The 18,021-nt window shown below is 70.3% G+C and carries 12 protein-coding genes; 9 read left to right on the top strand and 3 right to left on the bottom strand.

Going from position 1 to position 18,021, the window contains the following annotated elements; translation table 11 throughout:
* Nucleotides 1-118 precede the first annotated feature (118 nt).
* The 4 genes from RBJ65_RS24780 (at nucleotide 119) to RBJ65_RS24765 (ending at nucleotide 6,608) form a co-directional block, all read left to right on the top strand.
* Complete coding sequence (locus tag RBJ65_RS24780) at nucleotides 119-400, top strand: acylphosphatase (protein WP_306318752.1); 282 nt, start codon at nucleotides 119-121, stop codon at nucleotides 398-400.
* Nucleotides 401-781: 381 nt separating this feature from the next.
* The gene (locus tag RBJ65_RS24775; protein ID WP_306318751.1) at nucleotides 782-985 is read left to right on the top strand and encodes a hypothetical protein; all 204 of its coding nucleotides are present in this window, start codon (nucleotides 782-784) and stop codon (nucleotides 983-985) included.
* A 241-nt stretch (nucleotides 986-1,226) separates the two neighbouring features.
* A complete protein-coding gene (locus RBJ65_RS24770) occupies nucleotides 1,227-4,946 on the top strand; it encodes an AAA family ATPase (RefSeq protein WP_306318750.1) in 3,720 nt (1,239 codons plus the stop codon).
* 243 nt (nucleotides 4,947-5,189) lie between these two features.
* Complete coding sequence (locus RBJ65_RS24765) at nucleotides 5,190-6,608, top strand: sugar porter family MFS transporter (protein WP_306318749.1); 1,419 nt, start codon at nucleotides 5,190-5,192, stop codon at nucleotides 6,606-6,608.
* Between the two features lie 96 nt (nucleotides 6,609-6,704).
* Here RBJ65_RS24765 and RBJ65_RS24760 read toward each other — a convergent pair whose 3' ends face one another.
* Together RBJ65_RS24760 and RBJ65_RS24755 are read right to left on the bottom strand one after the other, a co-directional pair.
* A complete protein-coding gene (locus RBJ65_RS24760) occupies nucleotides 6,705-7,682 on the bottom strand; it encodes an LLM class flavin-dependent oxidoreductase (RefSeq protein ID WP_306318748.1) in 978 nt (325 codons plus the stop codon).
* Between the two features lie 76 nt (nucleotides 7,683-7,758).
* Nucleotides 7,759-9,213, bottom strand: coding sequence for a cytosine permease (locus tag RBJ65_RS24755; RefSeq protein ID WP_306318747.1), 1,455 nt, complete (start codon nucleotides 9,211-9,213; stop codon nucleotides 7,759-7,761).
* A gap of 242 nt (nucleotides 9,214-9,455) precedes the next feature.
* On the opposite strand from RBJ65_RS24755, the gene ftsY reads away from it, so the two are divergent.
* Nucleotides 9,456-10,685 (top strand): signal recognition particle-docking protein FtsY, encoded by a 1,230-nt coding sequence (gene ftsY, locus RBJ65_RS24750; protein ID WP_306318746.1) that lies wholly within the window; start codon nucleotides 9,456-9,458, stop codon nucleotides 10,683-10,685.
* Between the two features lie 129 nt (nucleotides 10,686-10,814).
* On the opposite strand, the gene RBJ65_RS24745 is transcribed toward ftsY, so the two are convergent.
* Nucleotides 10,815-11,492: a bifunctional DNA primase/polymerase gene (locus tag RBJ65_RS24745; protein WP_306318745.1), complete on the bottom strand. Its 678-nt coding sequence runs from the start codon at nucleotides 11,490-11,492 to the stop codon at nucleotides 10,815-10,817.
* A 499-nt stretch (nucleotides 11,493-11,991) separates the two neighbouring features.
* On the opposite strand from RBJ65_RS24745, the gene RBJ65_RS24740 reads away from it, so the two are divergent.
* From RBJ65_RS24740 to RBJ65_RS24725, 4 genes are all read left to right on the top strand, one after another.
* Nucleotides 11,992-13,467: a hypothetical protein gene (locus tag RBJ65_RS24740; RefSeq protein WP_306318744.1), complete on the top strand. Its 1,476-nt coding sequence runs from the start codon at nucleotides 11,992-11,994 to the stop codon at nucleotides 13,465-13,467.
* 239 nt (nucleotides 13,468-13,706) lie between these two features.
* Nucleotides 13,707-15,089 carry an ammonium transporter gene (locus tag RBJ65_RS24735; RefSeq protein ID WP_306318743.1) on the top strand — a complete coding sequence of 461 codons (1,383 nt, stop codon included), beginning with the start codon at nucleotides 13,707-13,709 and terminating at the stop codon, nucleotides 15,087-15,089.
* Nucleotides 15,086-15,424, top strand: a complete 339-nt coding sequence (locus tag RBJ65_RS24730; protein ID WP_306318742.1) for a P-II family nitrogen regulator — start codon at nucleotides 15,086-15,088, stop codon at nucleotides 15,422-15,424. Before RBJ65_RS24735 ends, RBJ65_RS24730 begins: the two co-directional genes overlap by 4 nt.
* 10 nt (nucleotides 15,425-15,434) lie before the next feature.
* Complete coding sequence (locus RBJ65_RS24725; protein WP_306318741.1) at nucleotides 15,435-17,936, top strand: [protein-PII] uridylyltransferase; 2,502 nt, start codon at nucleotides 15,435-15,437, stop codon at nucleotides 17,934-17,936.
* The last annotated feature ends 85 nt before the right edge of the window (nucleotides 17,937-18,021 follow it).

The following is an 18,021-nucleotide window of genomic DNA, read 5'->3' as shown; positions in this document are numbered from 1 at the left end:
TCGTCACAGTTGTGCATGTTTCTCACCCGTACGAGTGAGACTTTGTGGTCGGCGACGGTACCCCAACTCCCAAGGGGGCGAAGTGCTCCGAGTGGTTTTGGCCGGTTAGCGTGCACCCATGAACGAAGAAGTACGGCTCACCGCCTGGGTGCGCGGGCGGGTCCAACGTGTGGGTTTCCGGTGGTTCACCCGTGCACGTGCCCTGGAGATCGGCGGCCTGAGTGGCTTTGCTCTCAATCTCGACGACGGGCGTGTCCAAGTGGTCGCCGAAGGACCGCGCGGCGGATGCCAGGAATTGCTCGACTGGTTGCACGGCGACGACACACCCGGCCGGGTCGACGGTGTGACTGAGATCTGGGACACGCCCCGCGGCGGCTACGACGGGTTTGCCATTCGCTGAGCCGTCACCGCAGGCGGGCGCGTGGTGAGGGGTGACGCAGGTGTCGCGGGCAACTGCGGATGGCAGAAATGCCCTGGTGGTTGCCAAGAACGGGGAGTCGTGGCAGGCTCCCGAGCAACGGATGATCTCCACGCCCCCGGGCGCCGAAGGCGAGCCCGTCCCGCAGTTTCTGCGGCGCGAGGCCCCCGGTTTGCCCGCCAATACGGGGCGTGATCGTGTTGACCGTCAAACTTTTTGGTGAGACTCTGGAAGTCCCCGCGCACCTTAGCTGTTTGGCATGTAAGAACGGCAGCAAAACAAGAAGTGCCAAGCACCGCGGGTGCGATTCCCTCACGACCCACACCGCTTCGGTCGGTCACTCAGTGTGGAGGACCATCCATCATGGCAAAGGCGCTTCTCGGTTACGTCGGCGGCAGCGACCCGCGACTTCTCGCCGAGATGCGACGGCTCCAGCAGCGCGTTCAGGATCTCGAATCCGAGCTCGGCCGCATTCAGGCCGAGAACGACGCGCTCGCGGCTGCCGCTTCTCACGACTCCCTCATCGAGGGTATCGACGTACCCCAGGCGGAGCCTGCGCTCACCTGACCACCCCCAGCGACGCAGGTGGTCGGGCCGCCCCCGTAACCAGCCGCTAGACCGAGTTACGCAAGGGACGCTTCGGCGTCCCTTCTTACTTCGCGTCTTATTACTTCTCGCTTCGCGTTACTCCGGTGCCCCCGCGCACCCACATCCGTGACGTTCTATACGTCTGATGTGCCCTGCATGTTCATGGGCGAAACCGTGGGTTCATGGAGTGAGACATGGGTGCCGGGTAGAGTCCGACGGCGTGCACCTCAAGGCCATGACCCTGCGCGGGTTCAAATCGTTCGCCTCGGCCACCACGTTGCGGTTCGAGCCGGGCATCACCTGTGTCGTGGGTCCCAACGGCTCCGGCAAGTCCAATGTCGTGGACGCGCTGAGCTGGGTCATGGGCGAGCAGGGTGCCAAATCGCTGCGCGGCGGCAAGATGGAGGACGTCATCTTCGCCGGCACCACGGGCCGTCCGCCCCTGGGCCGCGCCGAGGTCTCGCTCACCATCGACAACTCCGACGGCGCGCTGCCCATCGAGTACGCCGAGGTCACCATCACGCGGATCATGTTCCGCAACGGTGGCAGCGAGTACCAGATCAACGGCGACACATGTCGACTCCTCGACATCCAGGAGCTGTTGTCGGACTCCGGCATCGGCCGCGAGATGCACGTCATCGTCGGACAGGGCCAGCTCGACGGCGTGCTGCACGCCGATCCCATGGGGCGACGCGCCTTCATCGAGGAGGCCGCGGGCGTCCTCAAGCACCGCAAGCGCAAGGAGAAGGCGCTGCGGAAGCTGGACGCGATGCAGGCCAACCTCTCCCGCGTACAGGACCTCACCGAAGAGCTGCGGCGGCAGTTGAAGCCGCTCGGCAGGCAGGCCGCCGTCGCGCGGCGGGCCGCCGTCATCCAGGCCGACCTGCGCGACGCGCGCCTCCGGCTGCTCGCCGACGATCTCGTACGGCACCGTGCGGCGCTCAGCGCCGAGGTCGCCGACGAGGCGGAGCTGAAGCGGCGCAAGGGCGCGGCCGAGGAGGAGCTGAAGAAGGCGCAGTTGCGCGAGGGGCATCTGGAGGACGCGGTCCGGCAGTTGACGCCCCGGCTGCAGCGGGCGCAGACGACCTGGTACGAGCTGTCGCAGCTGGCCGAGCGGGTGCGTGGCACGGTCTCGCTGGCCGACGCGCGGGTCAAGAGCGCCACGTCGGCGCCCGCAGAGGAGCGGCGCGGCCGTGACCCCGAGGACCTGGAGCGCGAGGCGGCGCGGGTGCGGGAGCAGGAGGCCGAGTTGGAGGCCGCGCTCGAAGCGGCGCAGGTGGCTCTGGACGAGACGGTCTCCCACCGGGCAGATCTTGAGCGGGAGTTGGCCGTCGAGGAGCGCCGGCTCAAGGACGTCGCGCGGGCCATCGCCGACCGGCGCGAGGGCCTCGCCCGCCTCCAGGGCCAGGTCAACGCCGCCCGTTCGCGGGCCGCTTCCGCGCAGTCCGAGATCGACCGCCTCGCCGCCTCCCGCGACGAGGCGCAGCAGCGGGCCGTCGCCGCGCGGGAGGAGTACGAGCAGCTCAAGGCCGAGGTCGACGGGCTCGACGCCGGTGACGAGGAGCTGTCCGCGCGGCACGAGCAGGCCAAGTCCGCGCTCGCCGAGGCGGAGGCCGCGCTCACCGCCGCGCGGGAGGCCGCCACGTCAGGGGAACGCAAGCGCGCGGCGCTCGCGGCCCGCCACGACGCGCTCGCGCTCGGACTGCGGCGCAAGGACGGCACGGGCGCGCTGCTCGCCGCGAAGGACCGGCTGACCGGGCTGCTCGGCCCGGCGGCGGAGTTGCTGTCCGTGGCGCCGGGCTTCGAGGTCCCGGTCGCGGCGGCCTTCGGCGCGGCGGCCGACGCGATCGCCGTGACCACCCCCACGGCGGCGGCCGACGCCATCCGCCTGCTGCGCAAACAGGACGCGGGCCGCGCGGCGCTGCTGCTCACGGGCGACACCGACACCCGCCTGCCAACGGACGCCCCCGCCCATCAAGCGGCTCCGGCCCATCAAGCGGCTCCGGCCCATCAAGCGGCTCCGGCCAATCAAGCCTCGCCGGCCCATCAAGCGGCTCCGGCCAATCAAGCCTCGCCGGCGATTGAGGCGCGGGGTCTGGGGCAGCGCCCCAGCGGCTCCGCGCACCCTGAACCTCAAGGCCCACCCCCCGCCGCCGACCTGATCCACGGCCCCGCCGAACTCCTCCCCGCCGTCCAGCGGATGCTGCACGGCATCGTTGTCGTAGGAACACTCGAGGACGCCGAGGACCTCGTATACGCACACCCCGAGCTGACCGCGGTCACCGCCGAAGGCGACCTGCTCGGCGCGCACTTCGCGCACGGCGGCTCGGCCGGCGCCCCCAGCCTCCTCGAGGTGCAGGCATCTGTGGACGAGGCCGCCGCCGAGCTGGAGGAGCTGGCCGCACAGTGCGAGGAGTGGGCCGAGACCCAGCACACCGCCGCCGACCGCCGCACCGAATGCGCCGCCCTCGTCGAGGAGTTGGGCCAGCAACAGCGGGCCATAGAGCGGGAGCGCTCCGGCCGCGCCCAGCAGCTCGGCCGACTCGCAGGTCAGGCCCGCGGCGCCGCCGGTGAGGCCGAGCGCAGCGCCGCCGCCGCGGCCAAGGCGCAGGACGCCCTGGAGAAGGCCGTACAGGACGCCGAAGAACTCGCCGAGCGGCTCGCCGTGGCCGAGGAACAGCCCGCCGACGAGGAACCCGACACCTCCGTACGCGACCGCCTCTCCGCCGACGGCGCCAACGCGCGGCAGACGGAGATGGAGGCGCGTCTCCAGGTACGTACGCACGAGGAGCGGGTCAAGGGACTCGCGGGCCGCGCCGACTCGCTCGACCGCGCCGCCCGCGCCGAGCGCGACGCACGCGCGCGTGCCGAGCGGCAGCGCGCCCGCCGCAAGTACGAGGCCGCCGTCGCCGAGGCCGTCGCCTCCGGTGCCCGGCAGTTGCTCGCGCACGTAGAGGTGTCCATCACCCGCGCCGACGAGGAGCGCACCCTCGCCGAGCGGGCCAAGGCGGCGCGCGAGCAGGACCTTGCCACCGAGCGGGCCCGGGGCCGCGAGCTGAAGGAAGAGCTCGACAAGCTGACGGACTCGGTCCACAAGGGCGAGGTGCTCGGCGCCGAGAAGCGGCTGCGGATCGAGCAGCTGGAGACCAAGGCGCTGGAGGAGCTCGGTGTGGAACCGGCGGGGCTCGTCGCGGACTACGGTCCCGATCAGCTCGTGCCGCCCTCGCTCCCCGCGGAGGGCGAGGAGCTGCCGGAGGACCCCGAGCACCCGCGGAACAAGCCGCGCCCGTTCGTCCGTTCGGAGCAGGAGAAGCGGCTGAAGTCGGCGGAGCGCGCGTACCAGCAGCTCGGCAAGGTCAATCCGCTCGCCCTGGAGGAGTTCGCCGCCCTCGAGGAGCGGCACAACTTCCTCAGCGAGCAGCTGGAGGACCTGCGGAAGACCCGCGCGGACCTGCTTCAAGTGGTGAAGGAGGTCGACGAGCGCGTCGAGCAGGTCTTCACCGAGGCGTACCGGGACACGGCCCGCGAGTTCGAGGGCGTCTTCAGCCGGCTGTTCCCGGGCGGCGAGGGACGGCTCGTCCTGACCGACCCCGAGAACATGCTCACGACGGGTGTCGACGTCGAGGCCCGCCCGCCGGGCAAGAAGGTCAAGCGGCTGAGCCTGCTCTCCGGTGGCGAGCGCTCGCTGACCGCGGTGGCGCTCCTGGTCTCCATCTTCAAGGCGCGGCCCAGCCCGTTCTATGTGATGGACGAGGTCGAGGCGGCCCTCGACGACACCAACCTGCAGCGGCTCATCCGCATCATGCAGGAGCTGCAGGAGGCCTCGCAGCTCATCGTGATCACGCACCAGAAGCGCACGATGGAGGTCGCCGACGCGCTGTACGGCGTCTCGATGCAGGGCGACGGGGTGTCGAAGGTCATCAGCCAGCGGCTGAGCTAGGCCTAGGCCCAGGCTCCGGGCCCGCCCCCTCTATCAGCGTTCAAGTCTTGAACGCATCGCGACACACCCATGCCTCAAATTCACACCACCCGAAGTATTGACTTCAAAACATGAAGGCATAGTCTCTGCAACGTTGCTTTTACCTTCAGGTGGTGGGTGGCGTGAAGTTGTGCGCCACTGGAATCACATCTGAAGGGCTCGCCCCCACCCCCGGCAGCGAAGCCGGTGGCCCGAGGAGTACATGTGACCAGTGCGGCACCAGTAGCGGGAGCCCGGCAGGAAGAGCCGGGCAATCTCCGACGTGTCACCTTCATCGCGGCGGGTGCCGCCATGGGTGGCTTCCTTTTCGGCTACGACAGCTCAGTGATCAACGGAGCCGTCGAGGCGATCCGGGACCGGTACGACATCGGCTCCGGAACGCTCGCCCAGGTCATCGCCATCGCGCTGCTGGGCTCCGCGATCGGCGCCGCGACCGCCGGGCGCATCGCCGACCGGATCGGCCGTGTGCGGTGCATGCAGATCGCGTCCGTGCTCTTCATCATCAGCTCCATCGGCTCGGCCCTCCCGTTCGCGCTCTGGGACCTGATGCTGTGGCGCATCATCGGTGGCTTCGCCATCGGCATGGCCTCGGTCCTCGGCCCGACGTACATCGCCGAGGTGGCGCCGCCCGCGTACCGCGGCCGGCTCGGCTCCTTCCAGCAGGCCGCCATCGTGCTCGGCATCGCGATCTCGCAGCTGGTCAACTACGGCCTGCTGAACGCGGCCGGCGGTGACCAGCGCGGCACGCTGCTCGGCCTGGAGGCCTGGCAGGTCATGCTCGGGATCATGGTGATCCCGGCCGCGGTCTACGGCCTGTTCACGTTCATGATCCCGGAGTCGCCGCGCTACCTGCTCGGCAAGGGCCGGGTCGACGAGGCCCGCAGGGTCATCCGGCAGGTCGAGGGCGACGGCGCGGACGCGGAGGTCCGCATCGCCGAGATCGAGCACGGCATGAAGAACGAGCGCCTGTCGACGTTCAAGGACCTCAGGGGCAGCTTCATCTTCAAGCCGATCGTCTGGGTCGGCATCGGCCTCGCGGTCTTCCAGCAGTTCGTCGGCATCAACGTCGCGTTCTACTACTCCTCGACGCTGTGGCAGTCGGTCGGCGTCGACCCGACGGACTCGTTCTTCTACTCGTTCACGACGTCGATCATCAACATCGTCGGTACCGTCGTGGCGATGCTCCTGATCGACCGGGTCGGCCGCAGGCCGCTCGCCCTCATCGGCTCCGTCGGCATGGTCATCGGTCTCGCCTGCGAGGCCTGGGCGTTCTCCTCCGACCTGGTCGGCGGCCAGCTGCCGACCACGCAGGGCTGGGTCGCCCTGATCGCCGCCCACTGGTTCGTCTTCTTCTTCGCGATGAGCTGGGGCGTCATCCTCTGGGTCATGGTCGGCGAGATGTTCCCGCCCAAGATCCGAGCCACCGCGATCGGCGTCGCCTCGATGTTCAACTGGCTGGCGAACTACCTGATCACCGCGACGTTCCCGTCCCTGTCCGACTGGAACCTGGGCGGCACGTACATCATCTACACCGTGTTCGCGGCGCTCTCCATCCCCTTCACCCTGAAGTTCGTGAAGGAGTACAAGGGCAAGACCCTGGAGGAGGCGGAAACGGTCGTCTGACGACCGCCCCTTCCCCTCCTCCCCAAGACCCGGGGAGATGGATATCAAGTCCCCGCTGCCATCTCCCCGTTGCCGTCACTGCCCCGGCTGATCGACCTACGACTGGTCCTTCAGCCGGGGCAGTACGTTTTCGCAGTACAGCTGGAGGCTGCGGCGGCCCTCGTCCAGGGGCATGCCGCCGGAGAGCGGGTGCAGGATGTAGTTGTCGAGCCCCTGCGCCACGCACTCGTCGGGCGTGAGCACCCGGTAGACGCCCTCCGCGCGCAGCTCCTCGACCGTTCCCGCGCCGGACTTCACCGCCGACTTGATGTCTCCCGACTGCCAGGACGCGTACGTCCGCGCCTCGTGCAGGAAGTGCTTCCCGTACGTGGCCCAGGTGCGGTCCGGGTCCTCGGACAGGTGGAGGAGCGGGGTCACCTTGCCCGGCATCATGGTCCAGCCCTCGGTGCCGTACTCCTTCAGCTTCTCCTTGTAGTACGCCTCGATCTCCGGCAGATGCGCGCTCGGGAAGAACGGGAGGCCGAGGCGGGCCGCCCGGCGCGCGGCGGCCTGCGAGGAGCCGCCGACCAGGAGCAGCGGGTGGGGCTGGGTGAAGGGGCGGGGCGTGACGCGGACCCGGCGGCCCCGGTACTCGAACTCCTCGCCGGTCCATGCCTTGAGCAGGGTCTCAAGGAGTTCGTCCTGGAGCTTGCCGCGCCGCTTCCACTCCACGTCGAACTGCGCGTACTCCTCGGGCCGGTACCCGATCCCGGAGACCGTCACCAGGCGGCCGCCGCTGACCAGGTCGAGCACGGCGATGTCCTCCGCGAGGCGGAGCGGGTCGTGCAGCGGGCCGATGATCGCGGAGACGGTGACCGCGATGCGCTTCGTGGCGCCGAGGACCGCTCCCGCGAAGGTGAACGGCGAGGACAGCCAGTTGTTGGCGACGCCGTGGTGCTCCTCGGTCTGCACCGTGTCGATGCCCTGGTCGTCGGCGTAGCGCGCCATCTCGACGGCCGCCTGATAGCGGGCGGCGAGCGTCTCGGGTGTGCCGGCGGGGTCGACGAGGTTGAACCGTACGACGGACACGGGCATGGAAAAGTCCCCCTCCGCGAGGCGTGGAGCCGGTGTGGAGCCGGTTTCGTGGAGGGGGACGTTAGCTGACGGAGCGTCAGGAGGCCATGGCCTCGGCAGTGTTGGGCTCTTCCGGGGCCTCGGGGGCCGTCGTGGTGTCGGCCGGCTTGGGCAGCGCCAGGTACAGCAGCCCGGAGACGACGATCGTGACGACCCAGCCGAGGCCGTACTCGCCGATGAAGTTGTTGGTGGCGAGCGGTCCGCTGAACCACGTCGACGACGTGAACAGCAGGCCGACGACCAGGCCGACCGCCCAGGCGATGCACGCGGCGGGGGAGAAGCCCGCCTTGTACCAGTAGGCGCTGCCGCGGCTGGTGTCGATCAGGGCCTCGCCGTCGTAGTGCTTGCGCGTGAACATGTCCGCCCCGAAGACACCGACCCAGGCGGAGAAGGCCACGGCGAGCAGCGAGAGGAAGGAGATGAACGAGCTCATGAAGCTCGTCGCGACCAGCATCAGGACGGCGCCGAAGACCAGCGAGATGATCGCGTTGATCGAGACGGCCCAGTGCCGCGGCACCTTGAAGCCGAGGGTCTGCGCGGTGAAGCCGGCCGAGTACATCGACATCGCGTTGATCAGCAGCATGCCGACCAGGGCGATCAGCAGGTACGGCACCGCGATCCACATCGGCAGGATCTCGCCGAGGAAGGAGACCGGGTCCTGGGCGGAGGCCAGGTCAGGGGTGGAGACCGCCATGACGGCACCCATCAGGACCATCGGCAGCACGACGATGCCGGCGCCGCCGATCGAGTTGCCGATGATGCCCTTCGTCGAGGCGGTGCGCGGCAGGTAGCGCGTGAAGTCGGGCGAGGACGGGATCCAGCTGACGCCACCCGCGGCGATCATGCCGATGCCCGCGACCATCAGGGACGTCTGCCCGGCGGGCCGGCCGAAGACCTCGGACCAGTCGGTGTTGATGATCAGGTAGACAAGGACCAGGACCGAGAAGATTCCGAAGAGGTACGTCGCGTACTTGTTGCACTTCTGTACGACGTTGATGCCGAGGCCCGAGATCGCGAACGTGGCGCACACGAACAGCAGCAGGGTGACGATCACCAGGAAGTTGTTCTGCTTGATGCCGAACAGGATGTCCAGGACGGTGAGCACGGCATACGCGCCGGTCACCGCGTTGATCGTCTCCCAGCCCCAGCGCGCGATCCAGATCAGCGAACCGGGCAGCAGATTGCCGCGCTGACCGAACACCGCGCGGGACAGCGCCATGCCGGGTGCGCCACCGCGCCTGCCCGCGATGCCGATCAGGCCCACGAGGCCGTACGACACGATCGGCGCGGCGATGGCGACGATGATCGCCTGCCAGAAGTTCAGCTTGTACGTCACGACGAGGCTCGCGCCCATCGTGAGCAACAGCACGCTGATGTTGGCGGCGACCCAGGTGGGGAAGAGCTCGCGGGTCTTGGCGGTGCGCTCGGCGTCCGGGACGGGCTCGATGCCGCGTGTCTCCAGCGCGCCTTCGGCTTCGGCGGTCTTGCTCATGCGGTGGGGTTCCGTGCCTCTCGCTCGGCTCCGTCGTGCGGGACGACGGGCGCCGGTGGGGGGTGACGGGCCCGCAGGAGGGCCCAGCTGGCGGTTGCCGTGATCGCGTTGGACTCTACGCGCGTTGATGCGGCGACTGCCATCGTACTTTAGTCCGAGTCCGACCCGTCAGAGCCCTTTGTCCTTTGGAGGAAGGTACGAGCACGGCCGGGGCGGGCCCCATGACTGATACTGGACGGGTTATGGAAACCGTCATCCTTGCTGTAGTCATCGCCGTGGTCGTGATCGGCGCGCTCGGCGGGCTCGTGGTCGGCAGCCGCAAGAAGAAGCAGCTGCCCCCGCCCCCGCCCTCGACGCCCGACATCACCGCCGCCCCGCCCACCGAGCCGCACGTCGGCGAAGAGGCCGAGACGCCGCGCGACGAAGCGCGGCGCACGATCGAGGAGGTCGATCTCCCGGCCGCCGAGCCGGAGGCCGAGCCCGAGGCCGCCGAGCCGGAGGCCGTCGAGGAGCCCGCCGCCCCCGAGGTCGAGGTTCCGGAACCCACCGCGGGCCGCCTGGTGCGGCTGCGCGCCCGCCTGTCCCGCTCGCAGAACGCGCTCGGCAAGGGCCTGCTCACCCTGCTGTCCCGCGAGCACCTCGACGAGGACACGTGGGAGGAGATCGAGGACACGCTGCTCACCGCCGACGTCGGCGTGCAGCCCACCCAGGAGCTGGTCGACAACCTGCGCGAGCGCGTGAAGGTGCTCGGCACGCGCACGCCGGACGAGCTGCGCGCCCTGCTCCGCGAGGAGCTGCTCAAGCTCGTCGTGCCCGAGTTCGACCGCACCGTGAAGACGGAGTCCCTGTCCGGCGAGGGCACGACTCCCGGCATCGTGATGGTCGTCGGCGTCAACGGCACCGGCAAGACCACCACCACCGGCAAGCTCGCCCGCGTGCTCGTCGCCGACGGCAAGAACGTCGTGCTCGGCGCCGCGGACACCTTCCGCGCCGCCGCCGCCGACCAGTTGCAGACCTGGGGCGAGCGGGTCGGCGCGCGCACCGTGCGCGGCCCCGAGGGCGGTGACCCGGCCTCCATCGCGTTCGACTCCGTCAAGGAGGGTGTGGAGGCGGGCGCCGACGTCGTCCTCATCGACACCGCCGGGCGGCTGCACACCAAGACCGGGCTCATGGACGAGCTCGGCAAGGTCAAGCGGGTCGTCGAGAAGCAGGCGCCGCTGGACGAGGTGCTGCTTGTGCTCGACGCGACGACCGGGCAGAACGGGCTCGTTCAGGCCCGTGTGTTCGCCGAGGTCGTCGACATCACGGGCATCGTGCTGACCAAGCTGGACGGTACGGCCAAGGGCGGCATCGTCGTGGCCGTGCAGCGGGAACTGGGTGTGCCGGTGAAGTTGGTCGGGCTCGGGGAGGGGCCGGATGATCTGGCGCCGTTCGAGCCGGAGGCGTTCGTGGATGCGCTTATCGGGGAGTAGACGCTCCGCTTTGGTGCGGGAGGCCGCGGCTGTGGCTGCTCATTCGTGAGTGGCGCGGCTGCGGTCTTTTTTGTGGTTGCGTTCGCGCAGTTCCCCGCGCCCTGATGGGGCGCTGCTGCCCAGGCCCCCTTACAGGCTCGCTGAGCGATGCGCTACGTACGCCAGAGTTCCCAACAGGAGGCGGGCCTGTGGGGGTTGGGTCGCCGTGTCCAGGGATGGGGGGCGGAGCCATGTCGTCGGGCCCTGGCCGCCGCGGTCCGAGGGTGGGGCGGTGACGTAGGTGCCGGTGCCCAGGGCGTGGAGGTCGAGGGCCGCGTCGTCCCAGCCCATGCGGTAGAGCAGCGTGGGGAGTTCGGTGGCGGCGCCCGGGGCCACGAAGAAGTGGGCGCGGCCCTGTGGGGTGGCGATGACCGGGCCGAGCGGCAGGCCCATGCGCTCCAGGCGGATCAGGGCGCGGCGGCCCGCCGACTCGGGAACGTCGATCACATCGAAGGCCCGGCCCACCGGAAGCAGCACCGCCGCGCCGGGGAACCGGCCCCAGGACTCGGTCACTTCGTCGAGCGTGGCCCCCGCGGGCACCAGCGCGGCCGGGTCGAGGGGGTGGGCTCCGGGGGCCGGGCAGTCGGCCTTGCCGCAGGAGCACCTGGGGTCCGCCGTGCCGGCGGCGCGGGCTCCGGGTACTACGTCCCAGCCCCAGAGGCCGGTGAACTCCGCCACCGTGGTGCAGTCCGACGTGCGGCCCGACGTGCGGCCGCGACGACGTGAGCCGGTGCGCATCTCGCGAATGCCGCCGATCGTGAAGCCCATGCCCCCTCCAACACATCCTGCGCGCCGGTGGTTACGTGGCGGAATCGGATCGTTACCCGATGCGCACGCTACCCCGGCGCGGCCGGAGCCGAGTCGCGTCCAGGGGTGGTGCGCCCCGTGTCGCGCGCCCCCGTCCACCCTGGTCCGCCTACTTCCGGCTGTCCTGTGTCAAGTGAATCGTGTGGGGCCGCTACTGAGTTCATTCGAAGGGGTGGCGAATGGTGGCGTTTCCGGGTTCGCCCTCGCCGGAGGGGTGATCGTAGGATTACTTTCAGTGCACGAGCTCTGAGGGTGTGTGCACTCGTGGGTATGCCGGAGGCAAGTCGGTTTCCTGTTCGAGGAGTGACAACTGCCGGACGGGGAGCCGTATTTGACGGCATCCTGGTAGGGCTTGCGGGCAAGAGTGTGGACAAGAGGGTCGGCGGAAGTGGCCGACGGAAGTTCACGCACAGTCTTAGAAGGCACAGTCTTAGAAGGCTTCAGGGATGGGGGCGTTCCAGTGGGCGGCAGCGGCGGTGGCGTCACGAACGCCGAGAAGCGCCCGAACGAGCTGCTCGGTTCGTGGTTCGTGCGCAGCGGATGGTCGAAGGGCGAGCTGGCACGGCAAGTGAACCGGCGGGCCCGGCAGTTGGGTGCGAACCACATCTCCACCGACACCTCGCGGGTACGCCGATGGCTCGACGGGGAGAACCCGCGCGAGCCGATCCCCAGGATCCTCAGTGAGCTGTTCTCCGAGCGCTTCGGCTGTGTCGTCGCCGTCGAGGACCTCGGCCTGCGCGCCGCGCACCAGGCGCCCTCCGTGTCCGGCGTCGACCTGCCCTGGACCGCCCCCCAGACCGTGGCGCTCATCGGCGAGTTCTCGCGCAGCGACCTGATGCTCGCCCGCCGCGGCTTCCTCGGCAGCTCCCTCGCGCTCGCGGCGGGCCCCTCGCTCATCGAGCCGATGCAGCGCTGGCTTGTGCCCACCCCCGGCGCCGCCGCCAAGGCCGAACCGGAGCCGGTCGCCCGCCGCGGCAACCGCCTCTCGAAGCCCGAGCTCGACCTCCTGGAGTCGACCACGGTGATGTTCCGCCAGTGGGACGCCCAGTGCGGCGGCGGACTGCGCCGCAAGGCCGTCGTCGGCCAACTCCACGAGGTGACCGACCTGTTGCAGGAGCCGCAGCCCGAGGAGACCACGCGCCGCCTGTTCAAGGTCGCCGCCGAACTCGCCGAGCTGGCCGGCTGGATGAGCTACGACGTCGGCCTCCAGCCCACCGCCCAGAAGTACTTCGTGCTCGCCCTGCACGCCTCCAAGGAAGCGGGCGACAAGCCCCTCGGCTCGTACGTACTGAGCAGCATGAGCCGCCAGATGATCCACCTCGGCCGCCCGGACGACGCCCTCGAACTCATCCACCTCGCCCAGTACGGCAGCCGGGACTGCGCCAGCCCGCGCACCCAGTCCATGCTGTATGCGATGGAGGCCCGCGCGTACGCGAACATGGGGCAGCCCGGCAAGTGCAAGCGCGCCGTGCGGATGGCCGAGGACACCTTCACCGACGCCGACGACTGGGACGACCCGGACCCCGACTGGATCCGCTTCTTCTCCGAGGCCGAACTGCACGGCGAGAACAGCCACTCGTACCGGGATCTCGCCTATGTCGCCGGGCGCAGCCCCACGTACGCGTCGATGGCCGAGCCCGTCATGCAGCGCGCCGTCGAGCTGTTCGGGAAGGACGCCGAGCACCAGCGTTCGTACGCGCTGAACCTGATCGGGATGGCCACGGTGCACCTGCTGCAGAAGGAGCCCGAGCAGTCCACGGTGCTCGCGGGGCAGGCGCTGGAAATCGCCAGGAAGGTGCGCTCGGAGCGGGTCAACACCCGGATCCGTAAGACTGTCGACAATGCGACGCGGGACTTCGGCGACGTCGCCGAGGTCATCGATCTGACCGAACAGCTCGCGCTCCACCTGCCCGAGACCGCCGAAGCCGCGGTCTGACGGCGGGGGAGCACCCCCGAAAACCCCGGCCACGGCCACCGTCCCGAAACAGCCCGACTCGGCTCCCCTACGCCAGGTCATCGCGGACGGAGGCCGTGGCCGGCCCGTTTCCGGCATTTCATTCACCCGTAACACCCGGACGCTCTTCGTCACTGCGGCGAAACATCGAGGGGCCCGAACGGAAACGGTGCTGCGCCAATGTCATGGCGCATAACCGGCCCCATGACGAGGAGACGCCGATGGCTGCAGCCATCACGCTGGCGGCAGACGCACCCACACTGTCGCCCGCCAACACAGGCTTCATGTTGATCTGTTCCGCCCTGGTGATGCTCATGACGCCGGGCCTGGCCTTCTTCTACGGAGGCATGGTCCGCGTCAAGAGCACCCTGAACATGCTGATGATGAGCTTCATCAGCCTCGGGATCGTGACGATCCTGTGGGTGCTGTACGGCTTCTCCGTCGCGTTCGGCACCGACAAGGGCTCGGTCATCGGCTGGGACGGCGACTTCGTCGGGCTCAGCGGGATCGGCCTCACCGAACTCTGGGACGGCTACACGATCCCGATCTACGTATTCGCCGTGTTCCAGCTGATGTTCGCGGTCCTTACCCCCGCCCTGATCAGCGGCGCGCTCGCGGACCGCGTGAAGTTCAGCGCCTGGGCGCTGTTCATCGCGCTGTGGGCGACGATTGTCTACTTCCCGGTCGCGCACTGGGTGTGGGGGACCGGCGGCTGGGCCTTCGACCTCGGCGTGATCGACTTCGCCGGTGGTACGGCCGTGCACATCAACGCCGGTGCCGCCGCCCTCGGCGTGATCCTCGTCATCGGCAAGCGCGTCGGCTTCAAGAAGGACCCGATGCGGCCGCACTCGCTGCCGTGGACGATGCTCGGCGCCGGACTGCTGTGGTTCGGCTGGTTCGGCTTCAACGCCGGGTCCTGGCTCGGCAACGACGACGGCGTCGGCGCGCTGATGTTCGTGAACACGCAGGTCGCGACCGCCGCCGCGATGCTGGCCTGGCTGGCGTACGAGAAGATCCGGCACGGCGCGTTCACCTCGCTCGGCGCCGCGTCGGGTGCCGTCGCCGGTCTTGTGGCCATCACTCCTTCCGGTGGTTCATGCTCGCCGCTCGGCGCGATCGGTATCGGTGTCGTCGCGGGCGTGCTGTGCGCGATGGCGGTGGGTCTCAAGTACCGCTTCGGGTACGACGATTCGCTCGACGTCGTCGGTGTCCACCTGGTCGGCGGTGTCGTCGGGTCGCTGCTCGTCGGCTTCTTCGCCACCGGTGGCGGGCAGTCCGACGCGGCGGGCCTGTTCTACGGCGGCGGCCTCGACCAGTTCTGGAAGCAGTGCGCCGGCGTCGGCGGCGTCCTCGCCTACTCGCTGATCGTCTCCGCGGTGCTCGCCTTCGCCATCGACAAGACGATGGGCATGCGGGTCAGTGAGGACGACGAGGTCTCCGGCATCGACCAGGCCGAACACGCCGAGACGGCCTACGACTACAGCGGGGCGGGCGGCGGCGCCCTCGCCCGGCAGGCCGTCCCCGCACCGGCCGCCACGCAGGTCTCCCAGGACAAGTCCCAGGGCAAGTCCCAGGGCACGAAGGACAAGAAGGTCGACGCATGAAGCTGATCACCGCCGTCGTCAAGCCGCACCGGCTCGACGAGATCAAGGAAGCCCTCCAGTCCTTCGGGGTCCAGGGCCTGACCGTGACCGAGGCCAGCGGCTACGGCCGCCAGCGCGGGCACACCGAGGTCTACCGTGGCGCCGAGTACACCGTCGACCTGGTGCCCAAGATCCGTATCGAGGTCCTGGTCGAGGACGACGACGCCGAGCAACTGCTCGATGTCGTCGTGAAGGCCGCGCGGACCGGCAAGATCGGCGACGGCAAGGTCTGGGCGGTCCCCGTCGAGACGGCCGTGCGGGTGCGCACCGGTGAACGCGGGCCTGACGCGCTGTAACCGATCATTCATGAACGTAGGCGGGAGTCGCCGGGTGACGAGTGTGAACGACGTACGTGCTGAATCAGAGGACTCGGACGACAACGAGGACTCCGCACCCGGCGGCTACGCGGCGGCCCGGCTGCGCCTCCTCCAGGGGGACGCGCGGTCCGGGCCGCCGCGCCGTACCGCCCTCGCCGAACTCACCGACGACTGGCTCGCCGGCCTCTTCGGCGGCGGAGCGGCGGGCGTCTCGCTCGTCGCCGTCGGCGGCTACGGGCGCGGCGAACTCTCCCCGCGCAGCGACCTCGACCTGCTCCTGCTGCACGACGGCTCGGCCGACTCCGACGAGGTCGCGGCCCTCGCCGACCGCATCTGGTACCCGGTCTGGGACCTCGGCCTCGCCCTCGACCACTCCGTGCGTACGCCGACGGAGGCGCGCAAGACCGCGGGCGACGACCTCAAGGTGCAGTTGGGGCTGCTGGACGCCCGGCACATCGCGGGTGACCTCGGGCTGACGGCGGGGCTGCGCACCGCCGTGCTCGCGGACTGGCGGAATCAGGCGCCCAAACGACTCCCGGAGCTGCGCGAGCTGTGCGAGGAACGGGCCGCGCGGCAGGGCGAGTTGCAGTTCCTGCTCGAACCCGATCTGAAGGAGGCGCGCGGCGGGCTCCGTGACGCCACCGCGCTGCGCGCCGTCGCCGCCTCCTGGCTCGCGGACGCGCCGCGCGAGGGACTTGACGAGGCGCGGCGCCGCCTCCTCGACGTACGGGACGCCCTGCACCTCACCACCGGTCGCGCCACCGACCGGCTCGCGCTCCAGGAACAGGACCAAGTCGCCGCGGAAATCGGCCTGTTGGACGCCGATACGCTGCTGCGGCAGGTGTACGAGGCCGCGCGCACGGTCGCGTACGCCAGTGACGTCACCTGGCGCGAGGTGGGGCGGGTGCTCAAGTCCCGTGCGGGCAGGCCCCGTTTGCGGTCCCTGCTCGGCGGCGGGAAGGCGGCGCCGGTCGAGCGGTCGCCGCTCGCCGAAGGGGTCGTGGAGATGGACGGCGAGGTGGTGCTCGCCCGCGCCGCCAAGCCCGACCGGGACCCGGTGCTTCCGCTGCGCGCCGCCGCCGCTGCCGCGCAGGCCGGGCTTCCGCTGTCGCTGCACGCCGTGCGGAGGCTGGCGGCAGCCGCCCGGCCGCTGCCCGCGCCGTGGCCCGCGGAGGCGAGGGAACAGCTGGTCACGCTGCTCGGCGCGGGCCGCCCGACCGTCGAGGTGTGGGAGGCGCTGGAGGCGGAGGGGCTGATCACCCGGCTGATCCCGGACTGGGAGCGGGTGCGGTGCCGGCCGCAGCGAAATGCCGTGCACACGTGGACCGTTGACCGTCACCTCGTCGAAACAGCCGTGCGGGCAGCCGAGTTGACGCGGCGGGTGGGGCGGCCCGACCTGTTGCTCGTCGCGGCGCTGCTGCACGACATCGGCAAGGGGTGGCCGGGGGACCACTCGGTGGCCGGGGAGATCATCGCGCGGGACGTGGCCGCGCGGATCGGCTTCGACCGGGCCGATGTGGCCGTGCTGGCCTCCCTCGTACGGCACCATCTGCTGCTCATCGAGACCGCGACGCGGCGTGACCTGGAGGATCCGGCGACCGTGCGGTCCGTCGCCGATGCGGTCGGGTCGGTCGGGACGCTTGAGCTGTTGCACGCGCTGACCGAGGCGGACGCGCTGGCCACCGGGCCCGCCGCGTGGTCGTCCTGGCGGGGCTCGTTGGTGGCGGATCTGGTCAAGCGGGCCTCGGCGGTGCTCGCGGGGGACGAGCCGGTCGACCCGGACGAGGCCGAGCCGACGGCCGAGCAGGAGCGGCTCGCGGTGGAGGCGTTGCGCACGGGCGGGCCTGTGCTCGCGCTGCGGGCGCAGACGGATGCCGTGCCGACGGAGGCGGAGGCGGAGGGCGCGGACGGCGGTGAACCGGAGCCGCTCGGCGTCGAGTTGGTGATCGCGGTGCCCGAGCAGGACGGGGTGCTGCCCGCCGTCGCCGGGGTGCTCGCCATGCATCGGCTGACCGTACGGACGGCGGAGTTGCGGGCGCTCAGGCTGAGCGAGGTGGAGGGGGACGCGCTGGTCCTCAACTGGCGGGTCGCCGCCGAGTACGGTTCGCTGCCGCAGGCCGCGCGGCTGCGGGCCGATCTCGTACGGGCCCTCGACGGCTCGCTCGACATCGCGGCGCGGCTCGCCGAGCGGGACGCCGCGTATCCGCGCAGGCGGGGCGTGGTGGCGCCGCCGGCCCGGGTGACGGTGGCGTCGGCGGGGTCGCGGCGGGCGACGGTGATCGAGGTGCGGGCGCACGATGTGCCGGGGCTGCTGCACCGGATCGGGCGGGCGTTGGAGGTGGCCGGGGTGCGGGTGCGCTCCGCGCATGTGTCGACGCTGGGCGCCAATGCGGTCGACGCGTTCTATGTGGCCGGGGGCGATGGGGGGCCGCTGGCCTCGGAGGACGCGGTGGCGGTGGCGCGGCGGGTGGAGACCGTGTTGCAGGGGTGAGTGGGGGCGGAGTAGGGGGAGCGGGTGGGTGAGGAGGGAGTAGGGGGAGCGGGGGCCGGGGAGGTGGACCCCGGCCCCGGCCGCG

Origin of the sequence: Streptomyces sp. KL109B, from assembly GCF_030766935.1 — a bacterium.
Classification (GTDB): domain Bacteria; phylum Actinomycetota; class Actinomycetes; order Streptomycetales; family Streptomycetaceae; genus Streptomyces.
Note: the sequence above shows the minus strand (reverse complement) of the source record. Positions and strands in the feature narration are given on the sequence as shown.

What these genes read in the sequence shown, in the direction of transcription:
- RBJ65_RS24780 (WP_306318752.1), top strand. Translation starts at nt 119, where the DNA reads ATGAACGAAGAAGTACGGCTCACCGCCTGGGTGCGCGGGCGGGTCCAA.
- RBJ65_RS24755 (WP_306318747.1), bottom strand. Translation starts at nt 9,213, where the DNA reads ATGAGCAAGACCGCCGAAGCCGAAGGCGCGCTGGAGACACGCGGCATC.
- ftsY (WP_306318746.1), top strand. Translation starts at nt 9,456, where the DNA reads ATGGAAACCGTCATCCTTGCTGTAGTCATCGCCGTGGTCGTGATCGGC.
- RBJ65_RS24745 (WP_306318745.1), bottom strand. Translation starts at nt 11,492, where the DNA reads ATGGGCTTCACGATCGGCGGCATTCGCGAGATGCGCACCGGCTCACGT.
- RBJ65_RS24735 (WP_306318743.1), top strand. Translation starts at nt 13,707, where the DNA reads ATGGCTGCAGCCATCACGCTGGCGGCAGACGCACCCACACTGTCGCCC.
- RBJ65_RS24725 (WP_306318741.1), top strand. Translation starts at nt 15,435, where the DNA reads ATGAACGTAGGCGGGAGTCGCCGGGTGACGAGTGTGAACGACGTACGT.
- RBJ65_RS24760 (WP_306318748.1), bottom strand. Translation starts at nt 7,682, where the DNA reads ATGCCCGTGTCCGTCGTACGGTTCAACCTCGTCGACCCCGCCGGCACA.
- RBJ65_RS24775 (WP_306318751.1), top strand. Translation starts at nt 782, where the DNA reads ATGGCAAAGGCGCTTCTCGGTTACGTCGGCGGCAGCGACCCGCGACTT.
- RBJ65_RS24730 (WP_306318742.1), top strand. Translation starts at nt 15,086, where the DNA reads ATGAAGCTGATCACCGCCGTCGTCAAGCCGCACCGGCTCGACGAGATC.